Raw genomic sequence first — 25,709 nt, forward strand, 5'->3', positions numbered from 1 at the left:
TCGAATCCTTGGGTCAGTCGGCGTGGCTTAGCGGCGCTTGGCCATGGCTTCGATGAAGCGGTCGAACAGCGGCGCGACGTCGTGCGGGCCGGGGCTCGCCTCGGGGTGGCCCTGGAAGCTGAAGGCGACCTTGTCGGTGCGCTCGATGCCCTGCAGGGTGCCGTCGAACAGCGACTTGTGAATGGCGCGGACGTTGCCCGGCAGGCTGCTCTCGTCCACGGCGAAGCCGTGGTTCTGGCTGGTGATCATCACCACGCCCGAGTCGAGGTCCTGCACCGGGTGGTTGGCGCCATGGTGGCCGTGGCCCATCTTCAGGGTCTTGGCGCCGGAGGCCAGGGCCAGCAGCTGATGGCCGAGGCAGATGCCGAATACCGGGATATCGGTCTCCAGCACGTCCTTGATCGCCTGGATCGCGTAGTCGCACGGCTCGGGGTCGCCCGGGCCGTTGGACAGGAACACGCCGTCCGGGCTCAGGGCCAGCACCTCGCTGGCCGGGGTCTGCGCCGGCACCACGGTCAGGCGGCAGCCGCGCGCCACCAGCATGCGCAGGATGTTCAGCTTGACCCCGTAGTCGTAGGCGACCACGTGGTAGGGCAGCTCGGCCGCCGGGATCTGCGGATGGCTGTCCTCCTTCAGGTTCCAGGTGCTCTCGCGCCACTCGTAGGGCTCACTGCAGCTGACCACCTTGGCCAGGTCCATGCCCTTGAGGCCGGGGAAGCTGCGCGCCAGCTCCAGGGCCTTCTCCTCGGTGGCATCGGCGCCGGCGAGGATGCAGCCGTTCTGCGAACCCTTCTCGCGCAGGATGCGGGTCAGGCGGCGGGTATCGATGCCGGCGATGGCGACGGTACCGTTCGCCTTGAGGTACTCGTCCAGCGGCTGCTTGTCGCGCCAGTTGCTGGAGATCAGCGGCAGATCGCGGATGATCAGGCCGGCGGCCCAGACCCGGTTGGACTCGGCATCCTCCGGCGTGGTGCCGGTGTTGCCGATGTGCGGGTAGGTCAGGGTGACGATTTGCTGGGCATAGGAGGGATCGGTGAGGATTTCCTGATAGCCGGTCATGGCGGTATTGAACACCACCTCTCCAATAGTATGGCCATCGGCACCGATGGCCTCGCCGCGAAAAATGCTGCCGTCAGCAAGGGCGAGTATGGCTGGCTTAGTCAAGAAGACCTCCCGTCGATCAAGGCTTGAAGCAAACGCAGATTGTAAAAAAGCGGGATGACGTATCGACCGTCACCCCGCTTTTTTATCTGATTCATTCTGCGTAACTTTTAGTGGACACACTAAAGCGGGAAGCTTACAGGAAGGCGGCCTTTCGGTCCACCGCCAGATACGCCCTCTACCCGCCTCGCGGGCGCTCAGTCGAGCCCCAGCACGTCCGGCATGTCGTACAGGCCTGCGGCCCGGCCCTGCAGCCACAACGCCGAGCGCACCGCTCCCTTGGCGAAGGTCATGCGGCTGGAGGCCTTGTGGGTGATCTCCACCCGCTCGCCCTCGGCCGCGAACAGCACGGTGTGGTCGCCCACCACATCGCCGGCACGCACCGTGGCGAAGCCGATAGTCTCGCGCGCACGAGCGCCGGTCTGCCCCTCGCGCCCGTAGACCGCGACCTTCTGCAGGTCGCGTCCCAGGGCATCGGCCACCACCTCGCCCATGCGCAGGGCGGTGCCGGAGGGGGCGTCCACCTTGTGCCGGTGATGGGCCTCGATGATCTCGATATCCACCTCGTCGCCCAGCACCCGCGCCGCGGTGTCCAACAGCTTGAGGCAGAGGTTGACGCCGACGCTGAAGTTGGCAGCGAAGACGATGGGAATCTGCTTGGCCGCATCGTTCAGCTGCTGCTTCTCCTCCGCGGTGAAACCGGTGGTGCCGATGACCATAGCCTTGCCCGCCTGGCGGCAGAGCTCCAGGTTCTTCAGGGTCACCGAGGGGTGGGTGAAGTCGATCAGCACATCGAACTGGTCCAGCACCGCCGCCAACTCGCCGGACAGCGTTACTCCGATCTTGCCGACCCCGACCAGTTCGCCGGCGTCGGCACCCACCAGACTGCTGTCCGGCCGGTCGACCGCCGCACTCAGGGCGACGCCCTCGGCCTGCCGCACCGCCTCGATCAGGGTCTTGCCCATGCGCCCGGCGGCGCCCATCACTGCAATACGCTGCATATCTACAAGCTCCAAGCTGGAAGCCGGAAACCGGCCCCGGGAGCACAAACTCACCCCCGGGCCCGGCCGGTTAATTACAGATCGCCGAAGAAGCGCTTGACGCCCTCGAACCAGCCATTGGCCTTGGGCGAGTGGGAACTGTCGCCGGCCAGAGACTGGCGGAACTCCTCGAGCAGCTCGCGCTGGCGCCGGTCCAGATGGACCGGCGTCTCCACCGCCACCCGGCACATCAGGTCGCCGGCGCCACCGCCACGCACCGGCGCCACGCCCTTGCCGCGCAGGCGGAACAGCTTGCCGGTCTGGGTACCCTCGGGAATCTTCAACTTAACCCGGCCATCCAGGGTCGGCACCTCCAGCTCGCCGCCCAGGGCCGCGTCGGCGAAGCTGATCGGCACCTCGCAGTACAGGTGCTTGCCGTCGCGCTGGAAGATCGAGTGCTCGCGCACGTTGACCACCACGTAGAGGTCACCGGCCGGGCCACCCATGGCGCCCGCCTCGCCCTCGCCGGACAGACGGATGCGATCGCCGGTATCGACACCGGCCGGCACCTTCACCGACAGGGTCTTGTGCTCCTCGACCCGGCCATGACCATGGCAGCTGCCACAGGGGTCGGTAATCATCTTGCCGTTGCCATGGCAACGCGGACAGGTCTGCTGCACCGAGAAGAAGCCCTGCTGCATGCGCACCTGACCGATACCGCCACAGGTGGTACAGGTCACCGGGCTGGTGCCCTTCTTGGCGCCCGAGCCGTCGCAGGTCTTGCAATTGACCAGGGTCGGCACGCGGATGGTCACCGTGGTGCCACGCACCGCCTCCTCCAGGTCCAGCTCCAGGGTGTAACGCAGATCGCTGCCGCGCTGGGCACCGCCGCGCTGACCACCACGACCGCCACCGAAGAAATCGCTGAACACATCGCCGAAGATGTCGGAGAAATTCGCCCCGCCGAAGCCCGCACCGGCGCCGCCCCCCATGTTCGGGTCGACCCCGGCATGACCGTACTGATCGTAGGCCGCGCGCTTGCTGGCGTCGGACAGCACCTCGTAGGCCTCGTTGGCCTCCTTGAACTTCTCTTCCGACGCTTTGTCGTCGGGATTGCGGTCCGGGTGGTGCTTCATCGCCAGGCGCCGGTAAGCCTTCTTCAGCTCCGCCTCGCTGGCGCCGCGCTCGACACCCAGCACCTCGTAATAGTCACGTTTAGACATAGATCCTCAACACCCTCAAATCGCCTCCTCCAGACACGCCAACGCGGGAGCAAGCTCCCGCGCGACGGTTCCTCCTAAACGCGACGCCTGTCGCGCCGGACGGAGCTGCTGGCAGCCGCCGCTCCCGGCGGCCTGCTGCATTTCCCACCTCCTTGTGGGCCAAGCCTGCGCTTACTTGTTTTCCTTGACCTCTTCGAACTCGGCGTCGACCACGTCGTCGCCCGCGTTCTTGGCCTGCTCGCCCGCCTCGGCGGAAGCGCCCGGCTGCGGCTGCTCGGCATACATCTTCTGCGCCAGCGGCGTGGTCGCCTCGGACAAGGCATTCATCTTAGCCTCGATGGCCGCCTTGTCGTCGCCCTTCACCGCGACTTCCAGCTCGCCCAGCGCCTTCTCGATGGCCGCCTTCTCGTCCTCGGTGGCTTTGTCGCCCGCCTCGGTGAGCATCTTGCGGGTGGCATGCACCAGCTGATCGCCCTGGTTGCGCGCGGTGGCCAGCTCCTCGAACTTGCGGTCTTCCTCGGCGTTGGCCTCGGCGTCCCGGACCATCTGCTCGATTTCTTCCTCGGACAGGCCGGAGTTGGCCTTGATCACGATGGACTGCTGCTTGCCGGTGGCCTTGTCCTTCGCGCCGACGTGCAGGATGCCGTTGGCATCGATGTCGAAGGTCACTTCGATCTGCGGCACGCCGCGCGGAGCCGGCGGGATCTCGGCCAGATCGAACTTGCCGAGGGACTTGTTCTGCGAGGCCTGCTTGCGCTCGCCCTGCAGCACGTGGATGGTCACGGCGCTCTGGTTGTCGTCGGCGGTGGAGAACACCTGGGACTTCTTGGTCGGGATGGTGGTGTTCTTCTCGATCAGCGCGGTCATCACCCCGCCCATGGTCTCGATACCCAGGGTCAGCGGCGACACGTCCAGCAGCAGCACGTCCTTGACGTCGCCGGCCAGCACCGCTCCCTGAATGGCGGCGCCCATGGCCACGGCCTCGTCCGGGTTGACGTCCTTACGCGCTTCCTTGCCGAAGAACTCGGCAACGGTCTTCTGCACCAGCGGCATGCGGGTCTGACCGCCGACCAGGATCACGTCATGGATCGAGCCCACGTCGATGCCGGCGTCCTTCAGGGCGATGCGGCACGGCTCGATGGTGCGCTGCACCAGGTCTTCCACCAGGGACTCCAGCTTGGAACGGGAGATCTTCACGTTCAGGTGCTTCGGACCGCTGGCGTCGGCGGTGATGTACGGCAGGTTGACGTCGGTCTGCTGGCTCGAGGACAGCTCGATCTTGGCCTTCTCCGCGGCCTCCTTCAGGCGCTGCATGGCCAGCGGGTCGCCCTTGAGGTTCATGCCGCTTTCTTTCTTGAATTCCTCGACGAGGTAGTCGATCAGACGCAGGTCGAAGTCCTCACCACCGAGGAAGGTGTCGCCGTTGGTGGCCAGCACCTCGAACTGGTGCTCGCCGTCGACCTCGGCGATCTCGATGACCGAGATATCGAAGGTACCGCCACCCAGGTCATAGACGATCACGGTGTGGTCGCCCTTGGCCTTGTCCATGCCATAGGCCAGCGCCGCTGCGGTCGGCTCGTTGATGATGCGCTTGACGTCCAGGCCGGCGATGCGCCCGGCGTCCTTGGTGGCCTGACGCTGGCTGTCGTTGAAGTAGGCCGGCACGGTGATCACCGCTTCGGTCACCGGCTCGCCGAGATAGTCTTCGGCGGTCTTCTTCATCTTCTTCAGCACTTCCGCGGAGATCTGCGGCGGCGCCATCTTCTGGTCCTTGACCTGCACCCAGGCGTCACCGTTGTCGGCCTTGACGATCTTGTACGGGACCATCTGGATGTCTTTCTGCACCACGTTCTCTTCGAAACGACGGCCGATCAGACGCTTCACCGCGTACAGGGTGTTGTGCGGGTTGGTCACCGCCTGGCGCTTGGCCGACTGACCGACGAGGATCTCGCCATCGTTGCTGTAGGCGATGATCGACGGCGTGGTGCGAGCGCCTTCGGCGTTCTCCAGCACCTTGACGCTGCCGTTTTCCAGGATGGAGACGCAGGAGTTGGTGGTCCCCAGGTCGATACCGATGATTTTGCCCATATTCACTCTCCCGAAACTTGGATATTCCCGCCGCCTCGCTAGGCCGGCCGCGGTAGCACTAAAACGCTTGATTCAACAAATGGGGGCTCGATGGCGAATTTCAAGCCTGCTCGTCGATGGACGGTGGCGCCTCGGCCGGGGCCTTGCTGACCACCACCATGGCCGGGCGCAACAGCCGGCCGTTGAGCAGGTAGCCCTTCTGGAACACCTTGAGTACGCTGCCCGGCTCGGCCTGGGCACTCTCCTGCATGGCCATCGCCTGGTGGTGCTCCGGATCGAAGGGCGCGCCCTCCGGATCGACCACTTCCAGCTGATAACGCTTGAGGGTGTCCTGGAACAGCTTGAGGGTCAGCTCCATGCCCTCGCGCACCGCCTTGATCGCCTCGTCGTTCGGGCTGGACAGCTCCAGGCCACGCTCGAGACTGTCGACCACCGGCAACAGGTCGCTGGCGAACTTCTCCAGGGCGAACTTGTGCGCCTTCTCCACATCCTGCTCGGCGCGACGACGCACGTTCTGCAGGTCGGCCGCCATGCGCAAGGCCTTGTCCTGGGCGGCAGCCAACTCTTCCTCGAGAACCTGGATACGCGCATCCAACTCGCCACCCGCCGCCTCGACTTCGGCGGAAACCTCAGGAAGCTGGTTATCTTGGGTCTGTTCGTCTGCCATGCATCTCTCCTCTGAAAATTTGGCGCCGGCCGGAACCCGCGCACCTGCCGCCTATATGGGGCCGAAATTTCCCGCTTCAAGGGTGGCGGGAGGATTGTCAGGCACAAAACAAACACTGTATAAATAACCAGACTTTCATTCCGAGGGGCCTCACCATGCTGGTGCACCTGTCCGTACACAACTACGCCATCGTTGAACATCTCGACCTGGAACTGGACGGCGGAATGAGCGTGATCAGCGGCGAAACCGGCGCCGGCAAGTCGATCATGCTCGACGCTCTCGGCCTGTGCCTGGGCGACCGCGCCGACAGCGGCGTGGTCCGCCCCGGCGCGGACAAGGCGGACATCCTCGCCAGCTTCGACCTGCACGACATCCCCGAGGCCCGCGCCTGGCTGGCCGAGCGCGACCTGGAACAAGACGGCCCATGCATCCTGCGCCGGGTGATCACCGCCGAAGGCCGCTCGCGCGGCTACATCAACGGCGCACCCTGCCCCCAGGGCGACCTCAAGGCCCTGGGCGAGCTGCTGATCGACATCCACAGCCAGCACGAACACCAGTCCCTGCTCAAAGCCGACACCCATCGCCGCCTGCTCGACGAATTCGCCGGCAGCCAGGAACTGGCGCGCCAGGTACAGCTGGCCGCGCAGCGCTGGAAGCAGACCAAGAGCGAGCTGGAGCGGCTGTCCGGCCTCGGCGACGAGCAGCGCGCCCGCCACCAGCTGCTCAGCTACCAGCTGGAGGAACTGGACAACCTGGCCCTCGGCGAGCAGGAACTGGACCAGCTGGAACAGGAACACAAGACCCTGACCAATGCCGAGAGCCTGCTCAGCGCCTGTCGCCTGGTGATCGAACAATGCAGCGAGAACGACGCCGGCAACGTGCTGGCGGCATTGACCGGCAGCCTCAACCGTCTCAGCGGCTTCCAGGGCCAGCCCGGCGCGCTGAACGAGGCCATCAACCTGCTGGCCAGCGCGCAGATCCAGGTCGAGGAGGCGGTCGGCGAGCTCAACCGCTTCCTCGACCACTTCGATGCCGACCCCGAGCGCCTGCAACAACTGGAGGAGCGCCTCGACAGCATCTATACCCTGGCGCGCAAGCACCGCATCCAGCCCAACGACATGGCGGCCCTGCAACAGCAGCTGTTCGAGGAACTGGAGAGCCTCAACGCCGACGACCAGGCCGTCGAGCGCCTGAGCGAGGAGCTCGCCGCCTATGCCCGCCACTACCAGGACAAGGCCGGCGAGCTGAGCCAGCTGCGCAGCGCGGCGGCCCAGCGCCTGGCCAGCGCCGTGGAGGCGGAAATGCACAGCCTGGGCATGCCCGGGGGACACTTCAGCATCCAGTTGCGCGCCAACGCCAGCGACGAGCCCCAGGCCAACGGCCTGGAGCAGGTCGAGTTCCTGGTCAGCGCCAACCCGGGCCAGCCGCTCAAGCCCCTGGCCAAGGTCGCCTCCGGCGGCGAACTGTCGCGCATCAGCCTGGCCATCCAGGTGATCACCGCGCAGACCTCGCGGGTACCCACCCTGGTCTTCGACGAAGTCGACGTCGGCATCGGCGGGCCGACCGCCGAGGTGGTCGGCCAACTGCTGCGCCGCCTCGGCGAACGCGGCCAGGTGCTGTGCGTCACCCACCTGCCACAGGTGGCCGCCCAAGGCCATCAGCACCTGTTTGTGCACAAGCTGCGCGACAGCGACGCCACGCGCACGGCGGTGAGCACGCTCGACCGCAGCCAGCGGGTCGAGGAGATCGCCCGCATGCTCGGCGGCGTCGACCTCACCGAGGAGTCCCTGGCCCACGCCCGGCAGATGGTCGGCAGCGCCCAGGCATAAGACGCGGCAAACTGCACACACGAAAAAGGCGACCCAGGGGTCGCCTTTTTCGTGAGCGGTGCCGACGCGTTTACTTCTTCTTGCGCACGTAGAGCACCAGGTTGTGATCGACCAACTCGAAGCCGTGCTCGCGCACGACCTCCTTCTGGCGCTTCTCGATCTCCGGATCGAAGAACTCGATCACCTCACCGGAGTCGACGCAGACCATATGGTCGTGATGACCGCTGTCGGCCAGCTCGAACACCGCATGACCGCCGTCGAAATTGTGTCGCACCACCAGGCCCGCCGCCTCGAACTGAGTCAGCACGCGATACACCGTGGCCAAGCCGACATCCTCGCCCGCCTCCATCAGCGCCTTGTAGACATCTTCTGCGCTCATGTGGCGCTGCTCCGCGGAGTCGAGCATCTGCAAAATCTTGACCCTCGGCAGGGTCACTTTCAGGCCAGCCTTGCGTAGTTCGCTATTTTCAACCATGGTCTGCTTTCTCGTGGAAGCGGTTTCGCAGCTTCCCTTATTGCGGGTATGATCCGGGTTTACGTTGCCCAGCCAAGATAGTGGAAGTCACCCACCGATGCAAAATGCCAAGCTCCTGCTGACCAGCCTCACCTTCACGGGGCTCTTCGCACTCGCCGGTTGCTCATTCCCCGGGGTTTACAAGATCGACATCCAACAGGGCAATGTCGTGACGCAGGACATGATAGACCAGTTGCGCCCCGGAATGACCCGCCGCCAAGTGCGGTTTATCATGGGCAACCCGCTGCTGACCGACACCTTCCACAGCAATCGCTGGGACTACCTCTACAGCATCCAGCCGGGCGGCGGCCAGCGCCTGCAGGAGCGCGTGAGCCTGGCCTTCGACGGCAACGACCAACTGATCGGCCTGGCCGGCGACTTCATGCCGGGCGTCAGCCGCGACCAGGAAATCCTCGGCGAAGGCAGCGACACCAGCGCGACCGCCGCCGACAAGCCGCGGATCGAGGACGCACCGCCGGCGCCCGGCTCCCTGCTCGAGCAGATCCAGCGCGAGGTGGACAGCGTCAAGACCGTGCCGGTGCCCACCCCCGAGCCACTGGAAAGCTCACCGCAATAAGCGTCGCGCACAAAAAAGCCCGGAAAAATCCGGGCTTTTTTATGTCTGCCGCCGCGACCTCAAGCGTCCTGTCCCTCGGCCTTGGCCTTCGCCGCCCGGGCCGCACGCTGCTTGCGCACCTCCTTGGGGTCGGCGATCAGCGGGCGATAGATCTCCACTCGCTCGCCGTCTTCCAGCACCCGCTCGTCCGGCTTGGCCACCGCCTTGCCGAATATCCCCAGGGGGCTGCTTGCCAGATCCAGCCCCGGGAAATGCGCCTCCATTCCGGACTGCAGCGCCGCCTGGCGCACGGTGGTGCCGTGGGGCAGGGTCAGGCGCAGCAGCTTCTGCTTGTCGGCCAGGGCATAGACCACCTCGACCACTATGGTTCTGTTATCCATACAGCTCCTTGGCCCTTTGACAGAAGGCGTCCACCAGGGTGTTGGCGGCCTGGTTGAACAGCGGGCCGAGGGTCGCCCGCACCAGCGGACCGGCGTAGTCGAAGGTCAGGTCCAGGCTGATCTTGCAGGCCTTCTCCCCCAGCGCCTTGAACTCCCAGCGCCCGTGCAACTGGGTGAAAGGCCCCTCCTCCAGATTCAGCTCGATCGACTGCCCCGGCACCAGGCTGTTGCAGGTGACGAAGCGCTGGCTCAGCCCGCCCTTGGCCACCGCCAGGCTGGCGCGCATGCGCGTCTCGCTGACCTCCAGCACCTCGCTGGTCGAGCACCAGGGCAGGAACTGCGGATAGCTCGCCACATCGTTGACCAGCTCGAACAGCGCCTGGGCCGGATAGGGCAGCAAGGCCGAACGATGGATATGGGTGCTCATAGGCCCGCCACCTCGCTCATCGGATCGACCGCGCTCATTTGCTCAGCTCGGCCACGAACACGACCAGCACGCCGATCGGCGCGACCACCCGGATCAGCCACAGGGCCAGGTTGAACAGCAGCGGACTCTTCGCCGCCAGCTCCTCGCGCAGCGCTTCGCGGCTCAGCACCCAGCCGGCGAACAGGGCGAAGGCCAGGCCGCCCAGCGGCAGGAGGATGCGACTGGTCAGGTAGTCGATGCTGTCGAAGAAGGTCTTGCCGCCCTCGGCACCCCACTGGAACAGACGGAAGCCTTCCTCGCCAAACACGAAGAACTTGGCCTCGGCACCGACATTGAACGACAGCACCGTGCCCATGCCGACCACCCAGCACAGCAGCGCCAGCACCGCCGTCACCTGGGCGCGGCTGCGCCCGCTGCGCTCGACGAAGTAGGCCACCGCCGGCTCCAGCATGGAGATCGACGAACTCCAGGCCGCCACCGCCACCAGAATGAAGAACACCAGCCCCATCACTTGGCCGAAGGCGATATTGCCGAAGGCGATCGGCAGGGTGACGAACATCAGCCCAGGCCCCGCCCCCGGCTCCAGGCCGGCGGCGAAGACGATGGGGAACAGCGCCAGGCCCGCGGTCAGCGCGACCAGGGTGTCGAGCAGGCCCACCGCCATGACGGTGCCCCCGATGGAGGCGCTCTTCGGCATATAGGCACCGTAGACCATGATCGAGCCGACTCCCACGCTGAGGGTGAAGAAGGCATGGCCCATGGCCGCGAGAATACCGCCCTGCACCTTGCTCGGGTCGAAGTGGAAGAGGAAGTCGAAGCCCTGCCGGAAATAGCCGGTGGTCAGGCTGTAGCCGAGCAGCACCAGCAGCAGGACGAACAGCAGCGGCATCATGATGCGCAGGCTGCGCTCCAGGCCAGCCACCACCCCGCGGGCGATCACCAGCGCGGTGAGGAACATGAACAGCGTATGCCACAGGGTCAGGCGCCAGGGGTCGCTGGTCAGGCCACCGAATGCGGCACCGGCGCCCTCGCCACTGATGCCCTCAAAGCGCCCGCTGCCCATGCCGAGGATGTACTCCAGCGACCAGCCGGCCACCACGCTGTAGAAGGACAGGATTAGCAAGGCGGCGACCATGCCCATCAGCGCCGCCAGCGACCAGTGTCGCGAGGCCCCCGCCTCGATGGCCAGACTCTTCATGGCGTTGACCGGGCTCTGCCGGCCGCGCCGACCGATCAGGGTCTCGGCCAGCATGATCGGCACACCGACCAGGGCGATGCAGATCAGGTACATGACGACGAAGGCGCCGCCGCCGTAGACCCCGGTCATGTAGGGAAACTTCCAGATATTGCCCAGGCCTACGGCCGAGCCGGTCGCCGCGAGAATGAAGACCCAGCGGCTGGCCCAGGCGCCGTGAATCGAGACCTTGTCGTTCGCCATGTGCGATGCGTTCGCTCTGATTGGGAAAAAGATCGCGCATTGTCGGGGATTCATGAAAGCGGCTCAAGCGCGGCCCGAACGAAGGCCCGCCGCAGGCCGGCGAAAAACCGCGTTTTTGCCCCGCCCGGCGCATGGCGTCGGCGTCGGCGACTCCCTATAATGCGCGCCCTATGGCTAAACAAAAGAAACACCCTCAAGGCACCATCGCGCAGAACAAGAAGGCGCTGCACGACTATTTCGTCGACCAGAAGTTCGAGGCGGGCCTGGCCCTGTCCGGCTGGGAAGTGAAGAGCCTGCGCGCCGGCAAGGCCCAGTTGGTCGACAGCTACGTGCTGCTCAAGGACGACGAGGCCTGGCTGATGGGCTGTCACATCACCCCGCTGAAGACCGCCAGCACCCACGTGATCGCCGACCCGACCCGCACGCGCAAGCTGCTGCTGAACAAGCGCGAGCTGGACAAGCTGTTCGGCTCGGTGCAGCAGAAGGGCTACACCTGCGTGGCCCTGTCGCTGTACTGGAAACAGCACCTGGTCAAGTGCGAGATCGCCCTGGCCAAGGGCAAGAAGGACTTCGACAAGCGCCACACCGAGAAGGAGCGTGACGCCGACCGCGAAGTGCAGCGCGCCATGCGCAGCAAGGGCAAGGACGAGTAAGAGAGGCCGCAGCCCCTAGCGCAAACCGCGACGCTGGGCCCGCGCCACCCGCTGGGCCTCCTCCCGCACCTCGGCGAGCACTTCCTGCACATAGTCGATATGCCGGTTGGACAGCGCCCGCGCCTCCTCGGCATGCCCCGCCATGATCGCCTCGAACAGCGCGCGGTGCTGTGCGATCAGCATGTCGCGGGTCTCGTCACGCTGGGCGTACATGCCGCCGATATTGGTCACCACGTTGCGCTTGAGCAGGTCGAACAGACCACGGATGGTATGCAGCAACACCGCATTGTGGCTGGCCTCGGCGATGGCCAGGTGGAAGCGCGCATCGGCCGCCCCCTCCTCGACGCGCGTGACCTTGCCGCTGCGGCTGTAGCAGTCCTGCAGGGCGGCGAAGGCCTCGCTCAGGCGCTCGCGGTCCAGCTCGGTGGCGCGCAACGCGGCGTAATAGGCGCAGGAACCCTCCAGGGTGTGACGGAACTCCAACAGATCGCGTTGCGCCTCCGGATTGCTCTCCAGCAGGTGCAGCAAGGGGTCGCTGAAAGTCGAGCCCAGTGACTCCGCCACATAGTTGCCGCCCCCCTGACGACTGACCAGCAGCCCCTTGGCCACCAGCTTCTGGATCGCCTCGCGCAACGACGGCCGCGACACGCCGAAGCGCTCGGCCAGCACCCGCTCGGCCGGGAGCCGCTCGCCGGCCTTGAGCGTGCCTTCCAGGATCATGGTCTCCAGCTGAGCGACGATATCGTCCGACAAACGGCGCTGGCGCACCTGACCTACTTCCATAACCCGCTCCCCATTGGTTTTACCAGCTTTACGTGCCTGCTCAGACACTTGCCTGGCCAGCCTATAGCGCCCACCGCCCCCTTACAAGCCGAGCCCCCACGACCAAAGTCGTAAGCCCGCCAATTGACAGGCCGGCGCATGCACTCTTACCCTGATCAGGCCATTTTGTTAATTGGTCTTACCAATTATCGAATAGCCATAACAATTCCAAGATGCTTACGAGGTCTCCCATGCCCGCTACGCTCGCAGCAACGCAGTCTCCCTCGAACTCACCGCGCCCCGTGCGCCCTTGAGCGGAGGACTCGCCATGTCATCCGGACTACTCGCCCTACTCGCCTTCTCCCCCATATTGCTCGCCGCCATCCTGTTGATCGGCCTGCGCTGGCCGGCCAAACGCGCCATGCCGCTGGTCTACCTGCTCACCGCCGGCATCGCCCTGTTCGCCTGGGACATGAGCCTCAACCGCGTGCTGGCCTCCTCGCTCCAGGGCCTGGTGATCACCGCCGGCGTGCTGTGGATCATCTTCGGCGCCATATTGCTGCTCAATACCCTCAAGCACTCCGGCGGCATCACCGCGATCCGCGCCGGATTCGCCACCGTCAGCCCGGACCGGCGCATCCAGGCGATCATCATCGCCTGGCTGTTCGGCTGCTTCATCGAGGGCGCCTCGGGCTTCGGCACACCGGCGGCGATCGCCGCACCGCTGCTGGTGGCCATCGGCTTCCCGGCGCTGGCCGCGGTGATGCTGGGCATGCTGGTGCAGAGCACGCCGGTGTCCTTCGGCGCGGTCGGCACGCCGATCATCATCGGCATCAACAGCGGCCTGGACAGCGCCGCCCTGGGGGCGCAACTGAGCGCCCAGGGCTCCAGCTGGGAAATCTTCCTGCAGCTGATCACCAGCAACGTGGCGATCATCCACGCCCTGGTCGGCAGCCTGATGCCGCTGATCATGGTGCTGATGCTGACGCGCTTCTTCGGCAAGGAGAAAAGCTGGAAGGCCGGCTTCGAGGTGCTGCCCTTCGCCCTGTTCGCCGGCCTGGCCTTCACCCTGCCCTACATGGCCACCGGCGTATTCCTCGGCCCCGAGTTCCCGTCCCTGGCCGGCGGCCTGATCGGCCTGGCCATCGTCACCAGCGCCGCCCGCGCCGGTTTCCTGGTGCCGAAGAACACCTGGGACTTCGCCCCGGCCCGGGATTGGCCGAGCGAGTGGCTCGGCAGCGTGGAGATGAAGCTGGACGAGCTGACCGCCAAGCCGATGAGCAGCCTGCGTGCCTGGCTGCCCTACGTGCTGGTCGGCGCCCTGCTGGTGATCAGCCGGGTATTCCCGGAGGTCAGCGGCGCGCTGAAGTCGGTGCTGCTGGTGTTCCCCGACATCCTCGGCGAGGCCGGCATCAAGGCGGACTTCATGCCGCTGTACCTGCCCGGCGGCATCCTGGTGACGGTGGTGCTGGCGACCTTCTTCCTGCACGGCATGAAGCTGCGCGAACTGGGCGCTGCGGTCGGCGAGTCGAGCAAGGTGCTGCTGGGTGCCGGCTTCGTCCTGCTGTTCACCGTGCCCATGGTGCGCATCCTGATCAACTCCGGGGTCAACGCCGCGGACCTGCCGAGCATGCCCATCGCCATGGCCCGCTATGTGGCCGACAGCGTCGGCGGCGTGTATCCGCTGCTCGCCCCCAGCGTCGGCGCCCTGGGCGCCTTCATCGCCGGCTCCAACACGGTCAGCAACATGATGCTCAGCCAGTTCCAGTACGGCGTGGCCCATAGCCTGGGGATCTCCGGCGCACTGATCGTCGCGGTGCAGGCCATCGGCGCGGCCGCCGGCAACATGGTCGCCATCCACAACGTGGTGGCCGCCTCGGCCACGGTCGGCCTGCTCGGTCGCGAGGGCACCACCCTGCGCAAGACCGTCTGGCCTACCCTGTACTACGTGCTGTTCACCGGGCTGATCGCCCTCGTCGCGATCTACCTGCTGGGCGTCAGCGACCCACTGAGCGTCGGCCGCTGATAGCCCCGCGCGCTTCGGCTCGGTCGCGGCGCGCCTCTTCAACCCCTGTCTCGACCGGCCGGCCACCGCTGCCGGCCTGTCGACCCCGAACCCTTAACTCTGGCACTCGAGAGAAGCCGATGATCATTTCCGCCTCGACCGACTACCGCGCCGCGGCCCAGCGCAAGCTGCCGCCGTTCCTGTTCCACTACCTCGACGGCGGCGCCTACGCCGAGCACACGCTGCGGCGCAACGTCGCCGACCTGGCCGACATCGCCCTACGCCAGCGCGTGCTGCGCAACATGGCCGAGCTGAGCCTGGAGACCCGCCTGTTCGGCGAGACCCTGGCGCTGCCGGTGGCGCTGGGCCCGGTCGGCCTGACCGGCATGTACGCGCGCCGCGGCGAAGTGCAGGCGGCCAAGGCGGCGGCGGCCAAGGGCGTGCCCTTCACCCTGTCCACCGTCTCGGTGTGCCCGATCGAGGAGGTGGCGCCAGCCATCGACCGGCCCATGTGGTTCCAGCTCTACGTCCTGAAGGACCGCGGCTTCATGCGCAACGCCCTGGAGCGCGCCAAGGCCGCCGGGGTCAGCACCCTGGTGTTCACCGTGGACATGCCGGTACCCGGCGCCCGCTACCGCGACGCCCACTCCGGCATGAGCGGCCCCAACGCACCGCTGCGCCGCATGCTACAGGCCATGACCCACCCGAGTTGGGCCTGGGACGTGGGCCTGCACGGCCGCCCCCACGACCTGGGCAATATCTCCGCCTACCGCGGCAATCCGACGGGGTTGGCCGACTACATCGGCTGGCTGGGCGCCAACTTCGACCCCTCGATCTCCTGGCAGGACCTGGAATGGATCCGCGACTTCTGGGACGGCCCCATGGTGATCAAGGGCATCCTCGATCCGGAGGACGCGAAGGATGCGGTCAAGTTCGGTGCCGACGGCATCGTCGTATCGAACCACGGCGGCCGTCAGCTCGACGGCGTGCTGTCCAGCGCCCGGGCGCTGCCGGCCATCGCCGACGCCGTCAAGGGCGAGCTGGCGATCCTCGCCGACTCGGGCGTACGCACCGGCCTGGACGTGGTGCGCATGCTCGCCCTCGGCGCCGACACCGTGCTGCTCGGCCGCGCCTTCGTCTATGCCCTGGCCGCCGCCGGCGGTGCCGGGGTCAGCAACCTGCTGGAGCTGATCGACAAGGAAATGCGCGTGGCCATGGTGCTGACCGGCGCCAAATCGGTCGGCGAGATCAACGCCGACGCCCTGGTACGCGAACTGGCGCGCTAAGCCGCGCCTCCCTATGCCGACGAGGCCGCCCGCGCGGCCCGCCCCCTGACTCCCGGAGCCCGCATGAGCCTGCCTGCCCCCTTCCTCGCCGAGGTCAATCGCCTGATTCCGCGCCAGCGGCGCTTCGATGACCCGCTGTCGACCCTGGCTTTCGGCACCGACGCCAGCTTCTACCGGCTGATTCCCAAGCTGGTGGTACGGGTCGAGAGCGAGGCGGAAGTGGTGCGCCTGCTCGAACTGGCCAGCGCCCATCGCGTGCCGGTGACCTTCCGCGCCGCCGGCACCAGCCTGTCCGGCCAGGCCATCAGCGACTCGCTGCTGATCGTGCTGGGCGACCACTGGAACGACCGCGAGATCCGCGACCAGGGCGCGCAGATCCGCCTGCAACCAGGCGTCATAGGCGCCCAGGCGAACGCCGCGCTGGCGCCCTTCCGGCGCAAGATCGGCCCCGACCCGGCCTCGATCAACGCCTGCAAGATCGGCGGCATAGTCGCCAACAATGCCAGCGGCATGTGCTGCGGCACCGCGCAGAACAGCTACCACACCCTGGCCGGCATGCGCCTGGTGCTGGCCGACGGCAGCGTGCTGGACACCGAGGACGCGGCCAGCATCGAAGCCTTCCAGGCCCGCCACGGCGAACTGCTCGAACAGCTCGCCCGGCTCGGCCGCGAGACCCGCGCCAACGAGCCGCTGGCCGCGCGCATCCGCCACAAGTACCGGCTGAAGAACACCACCGGCCTGTCGCTCAACGCCCTGGTCGACTTCGATCAGCCGCTGGATATCCTCAGCCACCTGCTGGTCGGTTCCGAAGGCACCCTGGGCTTTATCAGCGCGGTGACCTACCGCACGGTGCCCGACCACCCGCACAAGGCCAGCGCCCTGCTGGTGTTCCCCGAGGTGGAGAGCTGCTGCCGCGCGGTGACGCTACTCAAGCACCAGCCGGTCTCGGCGGTGGAACTGCTGGACCGGCGCAGCCTGCGCTCGGTGCAGGACAAGCCGGGCATGCCCGAGTGGGTCAAGGCCCTGTCGAACGGCGCCTGCGCCCTGCTGATCGAGTCCCGCGCCGCCAGCCAGAGCCTGCTGCACGAGCAACTGGCGCAGATCATGGCCGCCCTCGCGCCCTTCCCCCTGGAGAAGCGGGTCGACTTCAGCGAGGACCCGGCGGTCTACGACCTGCTGTGGAAGATCCGCAAGGACACCTTCCCGGCCGTCGGCGCGGTACGCCAGACCGGCACCACGGTGATCATCGAGGACGTCACCTTCCCGGTCGAGCAGCTGGCCGAGGGCGTCAAGGGCCTGCTGGCGCTGTTCGACAAGCATGGCTACTTTGAGGCGATCATCTTCGGCCATGCCCTGGAGGGCAACCTGCACTTCGTCTTCACCCAGGGCTTCGACGATCCGCTGCAGGTCGCGCGCTACGAGGCCTTCATGCAGGACGTCGCGCAGCTGGTGGCGGTGGAGTTCGGCGGCTCGCTCAAGGCCGAACACGGCACCGGGCGCAATATGGCGCCCTTTGTGGAACTCGAGTGGGGCGCGGACGCCTATCAACTGATGTGGCGGATCAAGCGCCTGCTCGACCCCCAGGGCATCCTCAACCCGGACGTGGTGCTGAGCGAGGACCCCGAGATTCATCTCAAGCACCTCAAGCCCCTGCCGGCCGCCGACGTAATAGTCGACAAGTGCATCGAGTGCGGTTTCTGCGAACCGGTCTGCCCGTCCAAGGAGCTGACCCTGAGCCCGCGTCAGCGCATCGTCATCTGGCGCGACATCCAGGCGCGGCGGCGTCGCGGCGAAGACACCGCGGCCCTGGAGCGCGAGTATCGGTACCAGGGCGTCGACACCTGCGCCGCCACCGGCCTGTGCGCCCAGCGCTGTCCGGTGGGTATCAACACCGGCGACCTGGTGCGCAAGCTGCGCGCCCGCACGGCGACGCACCAGGCCACGGCCGACTGGCTGGCCGGGCACTTCGCCATGGCGCTCAAGGGCACCCGCCTGAGCCTGCTGGCCGCCGACGCGGCGCGCCGGCTGCTCGGCGCCCCGCTGTTGACGAAGGTCTCCGCGCGCCTGCGCCAGGCCTCCGGCCAGCGCCTGCCGCAGTGGACCCCGGCCATGCCGCAGGCCGTCCAACCCATACGCATCGCCCCGACGGTCGAGGACGACCGGCCGCGGGTGGTCTACCTGGCCGCCTGCGTGTCCCGGGCCATGGGCCCGGCTTGCAGTGATGGCGAGCAGGCGACGCTCGTCGACAAGACCCGCGCATTGCTGGAGAAAGGCGGTTTCCAGGTGGTCTTCCCGGCGAACCAGGACAGCCTCTGCTGCGGCCAGCCCTTCGCCTCCAAGGGCTACGCGGCCCAGGGCGACGCCAAGCGCGAGGAGCTGGTCGCAGCACTGCTCGCCGCCAGCCGCGGCGGCCTCGACCCGATCTACTGCGACACCAGCCCCTGCACCCTGCGCTTGCTGCAGGACGGCCTCGACCCGCGCCTGCAGCTGTTCGACCCGGTGAAGTTCATCCGCGAACGCCTGCTCGAGCGCCTGGAGTTCCACCCCCAGGCCGAGCCGGTGGCGGTGCATGTGACCTGCAGCACCCAGCATCTGGGCGAGGCCCAGGGGTTGATCGACATCGTCCGGCGCTGCACCACGGAAGTCGTGGTGCCCGAAGGCATTCACTGCTGCGGCTTCGCCGGCGACAAGGGCTTCACCACACCGGAGCTCAACGCCCACGCGCTACGCAGCCTGAAGGAAGCGGTGCAGCACTGCGCGGAAGGCATTTCCACCAGCCGCACCTGCGAGGTCGGCCTGTCCCAGCACGGCGGCATCGACTACCACGGCCTGGTCTATCTGGTCGACCGGGTCACCCGCCCCAGTGCCCGCCACTAGCAGGTACAGCCAACGCGACGCTTAGCCTGGCCGCGCAGATACGGGCCGGGCAGGGAAAGCAGACCAGCGGCCCTGAGCCCCGTGCGGCACTTTCTATACTGAAAGTCCCACTCCCTGAAGGAGCCACACCATGCGTCGCCTAGTCGCTTTCCTCGCCGCCGCCCTGCTCAGCGCCCCGCTCTGGGCCGCCCACTGCCCCGCGGATATGGCGAAGATCGATGCCCTGCTGCAAAGCAACCCGCCCAGCGACCCGGCCGTGCTGGCGCAAGTGCAGAAACTCCGCGCCGAAGGCGAGGAGCTGCACAATAGCGGCAATCACGGCCAGTCCGTAGAGGTGCTCGGCGAAGCCCTGAAACTGCTCGAGGCCAAGCACTAAGCCCTAGCGGCCGGGGCCACTGGCTCCGGTCGCGGGACCCGCGACGCCTACCGGCCCCGCCTCAGCATGGCCCGCAGTTGCGGCATTCATGCCGGGTGCCAGCAGACGCCTGGACCGGCGCGGGCAACGCCCGATAGGCGATTATCGACCTGGAGGTACGCTTAAGGAGCCACCTGCGGGGCATCAGGCTCAGGCGTGGCGTCCGAGGCCGGCGCCGCGGCGCTGGGCAGGTCGATCCAGAAGCGACTGCCGACCCCGACGTGACTCTCGAAGCCCATCTCCCCCCCCATCAGGCTGGCCAGCTCGCGGCTCAGGACCAAGCCGATACCGGTACCTGGCGTACTCGAATTCTCCCGCCCGAGCCGCTGGAACGGCTGGAACAACTGCGCCTGCTGCTCGGGCGTCAGGCCAGGACCGCTGTCCTCGACCCACAGCCGCACACCATCCGAGCGCAGCTCGTAACCCATGCGGATGACGCCCTGGGGGCTGTTGTACTTGATCGCATTGGACAGCAGGTTGAGCACCACCTGGCGCACACGGCGCAAGTCAGCCTGCACATACAGCGCCGCGTCGACATCGGCCTGCACCTCCAGTCGTAGGTGCCGCTGCTGCACCTCCGGCTGCACCAGCTCGGCGCAACCGTTCAGCAACGGGCCGATCTCCACCGGCTGCATGTTCAGCTGCTGGCGACGACTCTCGATGCTCGACAGGTCGAGGATGTCGTCGACCAAGGACGTCAGGTGGCGACTGGCGTTGACGATTTCCCGTGCGTAATCCGCCTCCTGTTGCGTACCGGCCTTCTCCTGCGCCTCCATCTCGATCAACTGGCCGAACCCATAGATCGCGTTCAAGGGCGTACGCAGCTCATGGCTCATGCTCGACAGGAAACGGCTCTTCGCCTGGCTGGCCGCCTGGGCCTCCAGGCTGGCGCGGCGCAGCTCCTCCTGGGCCTGCTTGAGCCGGGTGATGTCGACATGGGTGCCGGCGATGCGCAGTACCTGCCCCTGCGCATCGCGCTCCAGCACCTTGCCGCGGCTGAGTAACCAGGCATATTCACCGCGGGCGTCGGCGTAACGGTACTCGGCCTCGAACTGGTCTTCGCCACTGCTGGCGAACTGCCCGCGCAGGTGACGAATGCGCTCCAGGTCGTCCGGATGCATGCGCTGATTGAATTCGCTCAGGGTCATGCACTCCTGGCTCAGGCCGAAGCGCTTGAGGAAGCGACCGCTGAGCTTGATGGTCATGTTCAGCGAATCCACTTCCCACAAGCTCTCGGTGGTGCTCTCCAGCACCAACTCGAGAATCCGCTGCGCCTGACGGCGCTCGGTCTCGCTGGCTTGCAGCTGCTCACCGGTCTGCTGCACCGCCTGCGCCATGGAGCTCAGCTCGGCAATCTGGCTGGCGGGTGCGCTGGGATGGAAATCCCCCTGGCCGATCCGTCGCATCATCCCGCCGATACCGGCAATCGGCTGTACCAGTTGATCGCTCAGATGCCGCGAACGCCACCACATCCAGGCGAAGAACAGCAGATAGAACAGGGCCAGGCCGACGATCAGCAGGTAACCGATCTGCAGGTAGCGCTCGGCCAGGCGGTTGGTCTCGCTGAAGATCTGCTCCTCGTCCACCACCAGCAGCAGGCGCCAGCCAGTCTGCGGAATCTCGCTCCAGGCGACCAGGCGGTTGCGTCCGCCCAGTTGCACCTCCTGTACCTTGCTCTGCCCGGCCGCCATGGCCCGCAGCAACGGTTGCAGGTCGGCGTACTTGTCCAGGCGGAAGTCCTCGGGCTTGAGTACCTCGCGGCGCACCGCCTCGGCATAGGAGTACTCGGTCAGCTCACGCAGACCGAAATCCCGCTCACCGGCCTGCGGCAGCGCCATGATGTTGTGATCGCGGCTGACCAACATCGCGTAGCCCTGCCAGGGCACGTCCAGCTCGCCGATCTCCGTAAGCATCTGGCCGACGGTGATGTCCAACCCCACCACGCCTTCGAGGAACTCGCCCTGATACACCGGGGCGACCGCCGACATCATCCAGCCCTGGCCGGCCGGGTCGAGATAGACATCGGTCCAGGCCACCTTGCGCTCCGGATTGTGGCGAGCGTCGGCCAGATAATAGAAGTTGTAGTCGGGTATCACCATGTCATGGGGATACTGCTCGGGGGTCATAAAGAAGGGATAGATGCGGTTGTAGCTGTCCCAGCTGTTGAAATAGACCGCCGCGACCAGCGGGTTGGCCGCCCGGATCGAACGCATCAGCGGGTCGATCTGCGACAGTCGCAGGGCCTTGGCACGATCCTGCCGTTCCGCGGGTGTGCTGTTGGCGTAGAAGGACGCCGCGCGGCCATCGTCGCTGCGACTGTAGTACACCCCACTGGCAGTCGAGGCGTGGCGCTGGCGCTCCAGCTCATCGGGCTGGAAGCCGGTGTTCTGCAGCGCCTGCAACGTCGCATCGCGAAAAATCTGCACCTGCGCCTCGACCGCCCGCAGCCGGCTGTCGATTACCTGTCCCTCACGGGCCACGGCCGCCGCCAGGTCCCCCAGCGCGCTCTGCTGCAAGTAACCGATCTGCGCGTCGCGAATCGCCGCATTGCTCAGCAAATAGACGGTAATCAGCACCGACTCGACCAGGATCAGCGGGATCAACGCACTCTGTACGAAGGCGCGCCAGATCCACTGGCGCAAGGGATAACGCGACGCGCGCGGCATAGGTAAGGTCTCGTCCCAAAGACATGACTGAAACTCAGGTGTCTAATCATAGCCGCACTCGGGAGCCCGCGTCCGAACTGACATCGCCGGGTCGACGCCGGGGAACCTATGCCGTACACTGCGCGTCCTAGCTTTACCCACGACAGTTTTGGGGCCGATTAGGATTCGACGCCGGTAGCAAAACTTGAGGGGCATGCCGAGCTGGTAGCAGAACTCGTAAATTCGCTGCTGCAAACTTATAGTTGCCAACGACGACAACTACGCTCTAGCCGCCTAAGTGCCGCTAGCTGACCCTAGGGGATGCCTGTAAACCCGAAGATTTGGTCAGTCATATAGAACAGGATCGCCGCCAAGTTCGCTGTAGACGTAACGGCTAAAACTCATACAGCTCGCTCAAAGCGCCCTGCCACTCGGGCCGCGATGAGTTAACTCAATAGAGATGGCTAAGCATGTAGAACCGATAGCGGAGAACTGGCGGACGGGGGTTCAAATCCCCCCGGCTCCACCAAATGTAAGTTTCCACATGTTCCCACATGACCGGAAACACCCTGAAAAGCCCGCCCCGTGCGGGCTTTCTTGTTTCTACACGCCCCCAAACAGATACACACAGCACGCACCGCCGTGTATCCTCAGCTGTACCCGCCATATAAATTGAAACTACGGGGTACACGGATGAAGCGCAGTGAAATCAAGCGTCGCCCGCTGGCGGACACAGTGGTCGCCACCCTGGAGCCAGAGGATAAGGAATACCGCGAGCACGACGGCAGCAGCCTGTATCTGCGCGTTAAACCGGATGGCCGCAAGTCGTGGCAACTGCGCTACAAGAAACCCGACGGCAAGTGGTCATGGATCGGCCTGGGCGGTTATCCCGAAGTTGGTGGCTCACTGGCTCGCCAGAAGGCAGCGGAAATGCGCGGCGATGTATCCCAGGGCCGCAACCCGCTAGCAATGAAACGCGCCCGGAAAGCAGCAGAGGCCGAGGCCGCATCCAACACCTTCGAAAAACTCGCCCGCGAGTGGTACGCCAACAAGCGCAAAGGTTGGACGGAAGGAACAGCGGTGCGGACTATCGGCGCGCTGGAGCTGCACGTTTTCCCGGTGCTCGGCAAACGCCCATTCGCCGAGATTCTGCCCATCGAGTGGATGGAGTTTCTGCGCGGCATGGAACAGAAAGGCATCGTCGAACAGACCAGCCGCGTGCGAGGCATGTGCAAGGAAATCTACGACCTGGCGCGAGTGACCGGCCGGGCGACGCACAACCCGCTGGAGGGACTGCACAAGTTCCTGCAAACCCGACCGGTGGAAAACTTCGCCCATGTATCCCAGGCAGAATTACCGGCGCTCTTGCGTGCTATTCGGTCCTACCCCAGCGCCACCGACATTCGCATCGGCCTGCAACTGCTTTCCATGCTGGCTTGTCGACCTTCGGAGCTGCGCGAGGCCAGCTGGTCAGAGTTTGATCTTGATAAAGCCCTGTGGACCATTCCGGCCGAGCGCATGAAACGACGCCGCGAGCATCTGGTGCCGCTGCCTCAACAGGCTGTCGAGCTGCTGCGCGATCTGCACATACTGACCGGCACCTATCCCCTGCTCTTCCCTGGCCGCAGCGACACGACCAAGCCCCGGAGCAATACCGTTTTCCTAATGGCACTGCGCCGTCTCGGCTACGAGGGCCGGCAGACCGGCCACGGCTTCCGGCACATCGCGTCCACCACCCTCAACGAACACGGCTTCGATGAAAACCACATCGAGGCCCAGCTATCCCACGTCAAGGAAGGTGTGGCCGGCGTGTACAACAAGGCGGTGTATCTCCCCCAGCGCCGAGAAATGATGCAGTGGTATGCCGACCACCTCGACAAGCTAGCCGGCGGCAATGTAGTGGCAATAAAGCGGGCCTGAAGCAATTTGTGTAGACCGGGATTTCAACGACCAGCAGCAGGGAAACGCATGGCACTCAAGCCCCTAAAAAACCATCGATATCTGAGTGAAGATGAGGCAGCCGAGATGCTGTCCTCAAGAATTGGTGAAGCCGTATCCGCCGAAGAAATGGCGAGGTATGCCTTCAAAGGTGTGGTTCCTGCTTACATGCAGTACCAGCCTAGAAATCAGGAGCTATACCCGGCAGCACACTTTGAGCTGATCAGGTTAAGCGAGTTGAGCAGTCTTGCCGGAAGCCCGCTATCGGTTATTCACTCCGAGCGATATTTGAAGACGCTGCCTTTCCCTCTACCAGACGACGGAATCGTCACCGATAGTCGTGGCGAATACTGGAGGGTATTTGCAGGAAGGTCAGACAGGGGGCTCGATGAGGTTTCTGCGGAGCACTATGTGAGGGTCTACGCCCCGCGTGAACTGGCGCGGGCGGCCAAAGTCATCAATGACCCGTCAAATACAAGCTGGCCCACAGTTGCCCACAGTAGTGGTGAAACCTGGGAAATTGAGCGGGACGAATACAACGATGGGGAAGTGGTAAGCATCCTGAGTCCATTTCTCGATGAGGCCTGTAGTGGTCTACTGATCCCGGACACCGATTTAGGCGAAAATCCTCGCCGTGAAAGAGGTGTTTGATGAGCAAGCAACGACGTACGTTTTCCGCCGAGTTCAAGCGAGAGGCAGCGGCCTTGGTACTGGATCAAGGCTACAGCCATATCGAAGCCTGCCGTTCGCTGGGCGTCGTGGACTCGGCATTACGCCGCTGGGTGAAACAGCTTCAGGATGAGCGCCAGGGAGTCACCCCGAAGAGCAAGGCGCTGACGCCCGAGCAGCAGAAGATCCAAGAGCTGGAAGCCCGGATCAACCGGCTGGAGCGGGAGAAAGCGATATTAAAAAAGGCTACCGCTCTCTTGATGTCAGACGAACTCGATCGTACGCGCTGATAGACCAGTTGAGTGAGCAGGAGCCGGTAGAGGTGGTCTGTTCAGCCTTCGATGTGGCGCGCTCTTGCTACTACGCCCATCGTCTTCGATGTCGCCGTATCGATGCTCGCCGCGTGGCGCTACGCAGCCAGGTCAATCAGTTGTTCAGTCAGAGTCGAGGCTCGGCCGGAAGCCGGAGCATCTTGGGCATGCTGCGCGAGAGTGGCGAGACGATTGGCCGTTTTCGTGTACGCCGGCTAATGCGTGAACTGGGCCTGGTCAGCAAGCAGCCGGGCTCGCACGCCTACAAGCAGGCCACTGTTGAACGACCAGATATTCCGAATCGGCTGAATCGCGAGTTCACGACCGAAACTCCCAATCAGGTCTGGTGTGGCGACATCACCTATGTCTGGGCGCAAGGTCGCTGGCATTACCTGGCCGCAGTGCTGGATCTACATACCCGTCGGGTAGTTGGCTGGGCGTTCTCGGCCAAACCGGATGCCGAGTTGGTAATCAAGGCCCTGGACATGGCTTACGAGCAACGCGGCAAGCCACAACAGGTAATGTTCCATTCGGATCAGGGCAGCCAGTACGCCAGCCGCCTGTTCCGCCAGCGGCTGTGGCGTTACCGGATGCAGCAGAGCATGAGCCGTCGGGGTAATTGCTGGGACAACTCGCCGATGGAGCGCCTGTTCCGAAGCCTGAAGTCGGAATGGGTACCAACGACCGGATACCTGACCGCCCAGGAAGCTCAACGGGACATCAGTCATTACCTGATGCACCGTTACAACTGGGTCAGGCCGCATCAGTTCAACGACGGACTGCCACCTGCGGTGGCCGAAGAAAAACTTAACCCACTGTCCGGAATGGGTTGACCACTACAAGGGGAGTAGGTTTAAGAGTCCG

General features: G+C 65.3%; 21 protein-coding genes and 1 other RNA gene. 11 read left to right on the plus strand and 11 right to left on the minus strand.

Annotated elements, in window-relative coordinates:
* Positions 1 to 27 precede the first annotated feature (27 nt).
* The 5 genes from carA to grpE form a co-directional block, all read right to left on the minus strand.
* A complete protein-coding gene (carA, locus tag ACSX1C_RS12255; RefSeq protein ID WP_439886350.1) occupies positions 28 to 1,164 on the minus strand; it encodes a glutamine-hydrolyzing carbamoyl-phosphate synthase small subunit in 1,137 nt (378 codons plus the stop codon).
* 194 nt (positions 1,165 to 1,358) lie between these two features.
* Positions 1,359 to 2,162 (minus strand): 4-hydroxy-tetrahydrodipicolinate reductase, encoded by an 804-nt coding sequence (gene dapB / locus ACSX1C_RS12260; RefSeq protein ID WP_439886351.1) that lies wholly within the window; start codon positions 2,160 to 2,162, stop codon positions 1,359 to 1,361.
* Positions 2,163 to 2,236: 74 nt separating this feature from the next.
* Complete coding sequence (gene dnaJ / locus ACSX1C_RS12265; protein ID WP_439886352.1) at positions 2,237 to 3,364, minus strand: molecular chaperone DnaJ; 1,128 nt, start codon at positions 3,362 to 3,364, stop codon at positions 2,237 to 2,239.
* Positions 3,365 to 3,535: 171 nt separating this feature from the next.
* Positions 3,536 to 5,452 (minus strand): molecular chaperone DnaK, encoded by a 1,917-nt coding sequence (dnaK, locus tag ACSX1C_RS12270; protein WP_439886353.1) that lies wholly within the window; start codon positions 5,450 to 5,452, stop codon positions 3,536 to 3,538.
* Between the two features lie 100 nt (positions 5,453 to 5,552).
* Positions 5,553 to 6,119 (minus strand): nucleotide exchange factor GrpE, encoded by a 567-nt coding sequence (gene grpE, locus ACSX1C_RS12275; RefSeq protein WP_439886354.1) that lies wholly within the window; start codon positions 6,117 to 6,119, stop codon positions 5,553 to 5,555.
* A 155-nt stretch (positions 6,120 to 6,274) separates the two neighbouring features.
* On the opposite strand from grpE, the gene recN reads away from it, so the two are divergent.
* The gene (recN, locus tag ACSX1C_RS12280) at positions 6,275 to 7,948 is read left to right on the plus strand and encodes a DNA repair protein RecN (RefSeq protein ID WP_439886355.1); all 1,674 of its coding nucleotides are present in this window, start codon (positions 6,275 to 6,277) and stop codon (positions 7,946 to 7,948) included.
* 70 nt (positions 7,949 to 8,018) lie between these two features.
* On the opposite strand, the gene fur is transcribed toward recN, so the two are convergent.
* A complete protein-coding gene (gene fur, locus ACSX1C_RS12285) occupies positions 8,019 to 8,423 on the minus strand; it encodes a ferric iron uptake transcriptional regulator (protein WP_318644980.1) in 405 nt (134 codons plus the stop codon).
* Between the two features lie 97 nt (positions 8,424 to 8,520).
* On the opposite strand from fur, the gene ACSX1C_RS12290 reads away from it, so the two are divergent.
* Positions 8,521 to 9,039: an outer membrane protein assembly factor BamE gene (locus tag ACSX1C_RS12290; RefSeq protein WP_439886356.1), complete on the plus strand. Its 519-nt coding sequence runs from the start codon at positions 8,521 to 8,523 to the stop codon at positions 9,037 to 9,039.
* Between the two features lie 59 nt (positions 9,040 to 9,098).
* On the opposite strand, the gene ACSX1C_RS12295 is transcribed toward ACSX1C_RS12290, so the two are convergent.
* From ACSX1C_RS12295 to ACSX1C_RS12305, 3 genes are read right to left on the minus strand one after another with little or no spacing between them, the layout of a single operon-like run.
* The gene (locus tag ACSX1C_RS12295) at positions 9,099 to 9,419 is read right to left on the minus strand and encodes an RnfH family protein (protein ID WP_439886357.1); all 321 of its coding nucleotides are present in this window, start codon (positions 9,417 to 9,419) and stop codon (positions 9,099 to 9,101) included.
* On the minus strand, positions 9,412 to 9,846 hold the full coding sequence (locus ACSX1C_RS12300; RefSeq protein WP_213639354.1) for a type II toxin-antitoxin system RatA family toxin: 435 nt from the start codon (positions 9,844 to 9,846) through the stop codon (positions 9,412 to 9,414). The genes ACSX1C_RS12295 and ACSX1C_RS12300 overlap by 8 nt, the downstream gene beginning before the upstream one ends.
* A gap of 34 nt (positions 9,847 to 9,880) precedes the next feature.
* Positions 9,881 to 11,284, minus strand: coding sequence for a sodium-dependent transporter (locus ACSX1C_RS12305; RefSeq protein WP_439886358.1), 1,404 nt, complete (start codon positions 11,282 to 11,284; stop codon positions 9,881 to 9,883).
* A 170-nt stretch (positions 11,285 to 11,454) separates the two neighbouring features.
* Here ACSX1C_RS12305 and smpB point away from each other — a divergent pair, with 170 nt between their 5' ends.
* Positions 11,455 to 11,937, plus strand: coding sequence for an SsrA-binding protein SmpB (smpB, locus tag ACSX1C_RS12310; protein ID WP_213639356.1), 483 nt, complete (start codon positions 11,455 to 11,457; stop codon positions 11,935 to 11,937).
* 15 nt (positions 11,938 to 11,952) lie between these two features.
* On the opposite strand, the gene ACSX1C_RS12315 is transcribed toward smpB, so the two are convergent.
* Entirely contained in the window at positions 11,953 to 12,720 is a 768-nt protein-coding gene (locus ACSX1C_RS12315) for an FCD domain-containing protein (protein ID WP_439886359.1), read from the minus strand.
* 307 nt (positions 12,721 to 13,027) lie between these two features.
* On the opposite strand from ACSX1C_RS12315, the gene ACSX1C_RS12320 reads away from it, so the two are divergent.
* The 4 genes from ACSX1C_RS12320 to ACSX1C_RS12335 all read left to right on the plus strand — a co-directional run bounded on the left by ACSX1C_RS12320 (position 13,028) and on the right by ACSX1C_RS12335 (position 19,243).
* Entirely contained in the window at positions 13,028 to 14,725 is a 1,698-nt protein-coding gene (locus ACSX1C_RS12320) for an L-lactate permease (protein ID WP_439886360.1), read from the plus strand.
* 119 nt (positions 14,726 to 14,844) lie between these two features.
* The gene (gene lldD, locus ACSX1C_RS12325) at positions 14,845 to 15,990 is read left to right on the plus strand and encodes an FMN-dependent L-lactate dehydrogenase LldD (RefSeq protein WP_318644974.1); all 1,146 of its coding nucleotides are present in this window, start codon (positions 14,845 to 14,847) and stop codon (positions 15,988 to 15,990) included.
* Positions 15,991 to 16,053: 63 nt separating this feature from the next.
* A complete protein-coding gene (locus tag ACSX1C_RS12330) occupies positions 16,054 to 18,867 on the plus strand; it encodes an FAD-binding and (Fe-S)-binding domain-containing protein (RefSeq protein ID WP_439886361.1) in 2,814 nt (937 codons plus the stop codon).
* A gap of 130 nt (positions 18,868 to 18,997) precedes the next feature.
* Positions 18,998 to 19,243 carry a hypothetical protein gene (locus ACSX1C_RS12335; RefSeq protein WP_318644972.1) on the plus strand — a complete coding sequence of 82 codons (246 nt, stop codon included), beginning with the start codon at positions 18,998 to 19,000 and terminating at the stop codon, positions 19,241 to 19,243.
* Between the two features lie 161 nt (positions 19,244 to 19,404).
* Here ACSX1C_RS12335 and ACSX1C_RS12340 read toward each other — a convergent pair whose 3' ends face one another.
* Positions 19,405 to 21,948, minus strand: coding sequence for an ATP-binding protein (locus ACSX1C_RS12340; protein ID WP_439886362.1), 2,544 nt, complete (start codon positions 21,946 to 21,948; stop codon positions 19,405 to 19,407).
* Between the two features lie 150 nt (positions 21,949 to 22,098).
* Here ACSX1C_RS12340 and ssrA point away from each other — a divergent pair.
* The 4 genes from ssrA (at position 22,099) to ACSX1C_RS12360 (ending at position 25,678) form a co-directional block, all read left to right on the plus strand.
* Positions 22,099 to 22,456: a transfer-messenger RNA gene (ssrA, locus tag ACSX1C_RS12345) on the plus strand.
* 164 nt (positions 22,457 to 22,620) lie between these two features.
* The gene (locus ACSX1C_RS12350; protein WP_439886363.1) at positions 22,621 to 23,847 is read left to right on the plus strand and encodes a tyrosine-type recombinase/integrase; all 1,227 of its coding nucleotides are present in this window, start codon (positions 22,621 to 22,623) and stop codon (positions 23,845 to 23,847) included.
* Between the two features lie 48 nt (positions 23,848 to 23,895).
* Complete coding sequence (locus ACSX1C_RS12355) at positions 23,896 to 24,516, plus strand: hypothetical protein (protein WP_439886364.1); 621 nt, start codon at positions 23,896 to 23,898, stop codon at positions 24,514 to 24,516.
* A protein-coding gene (locus tag ACSX1C_RS12360) for an IS3 family transposase (RefSeq protein ID WP_439886365.1) occupies positions 24,516 to 25,678 on the plus strand; the annotation gives its coding sequence in 2 pieces (ribosomal slippage) (positions 24,516 to 24,771 and positions 24,771 to 25,678; 1,164 coding nt in all). The genes ACSX1C_RS12355 and ACSX1C_RS12360 overlap by 1 nt, the downstream gene beginning before the upstream one ends.
* Positions 25,679 to 25,709: the final 31 nt, after the last annotated feature.

Origin of the sequence: Pseudomonas sp. MBLB4123 (assembly GCF_051904775.1) — a bacterium.
Taxonomy (GTDB): domain Bacteria; phylum Pseudomonadota; class Gammaproteobacteria; order Pseudomonadales; family Pseudomonadaceae; genus Aquipseudomonas; species Aquipseudomonas benzenivorans_B.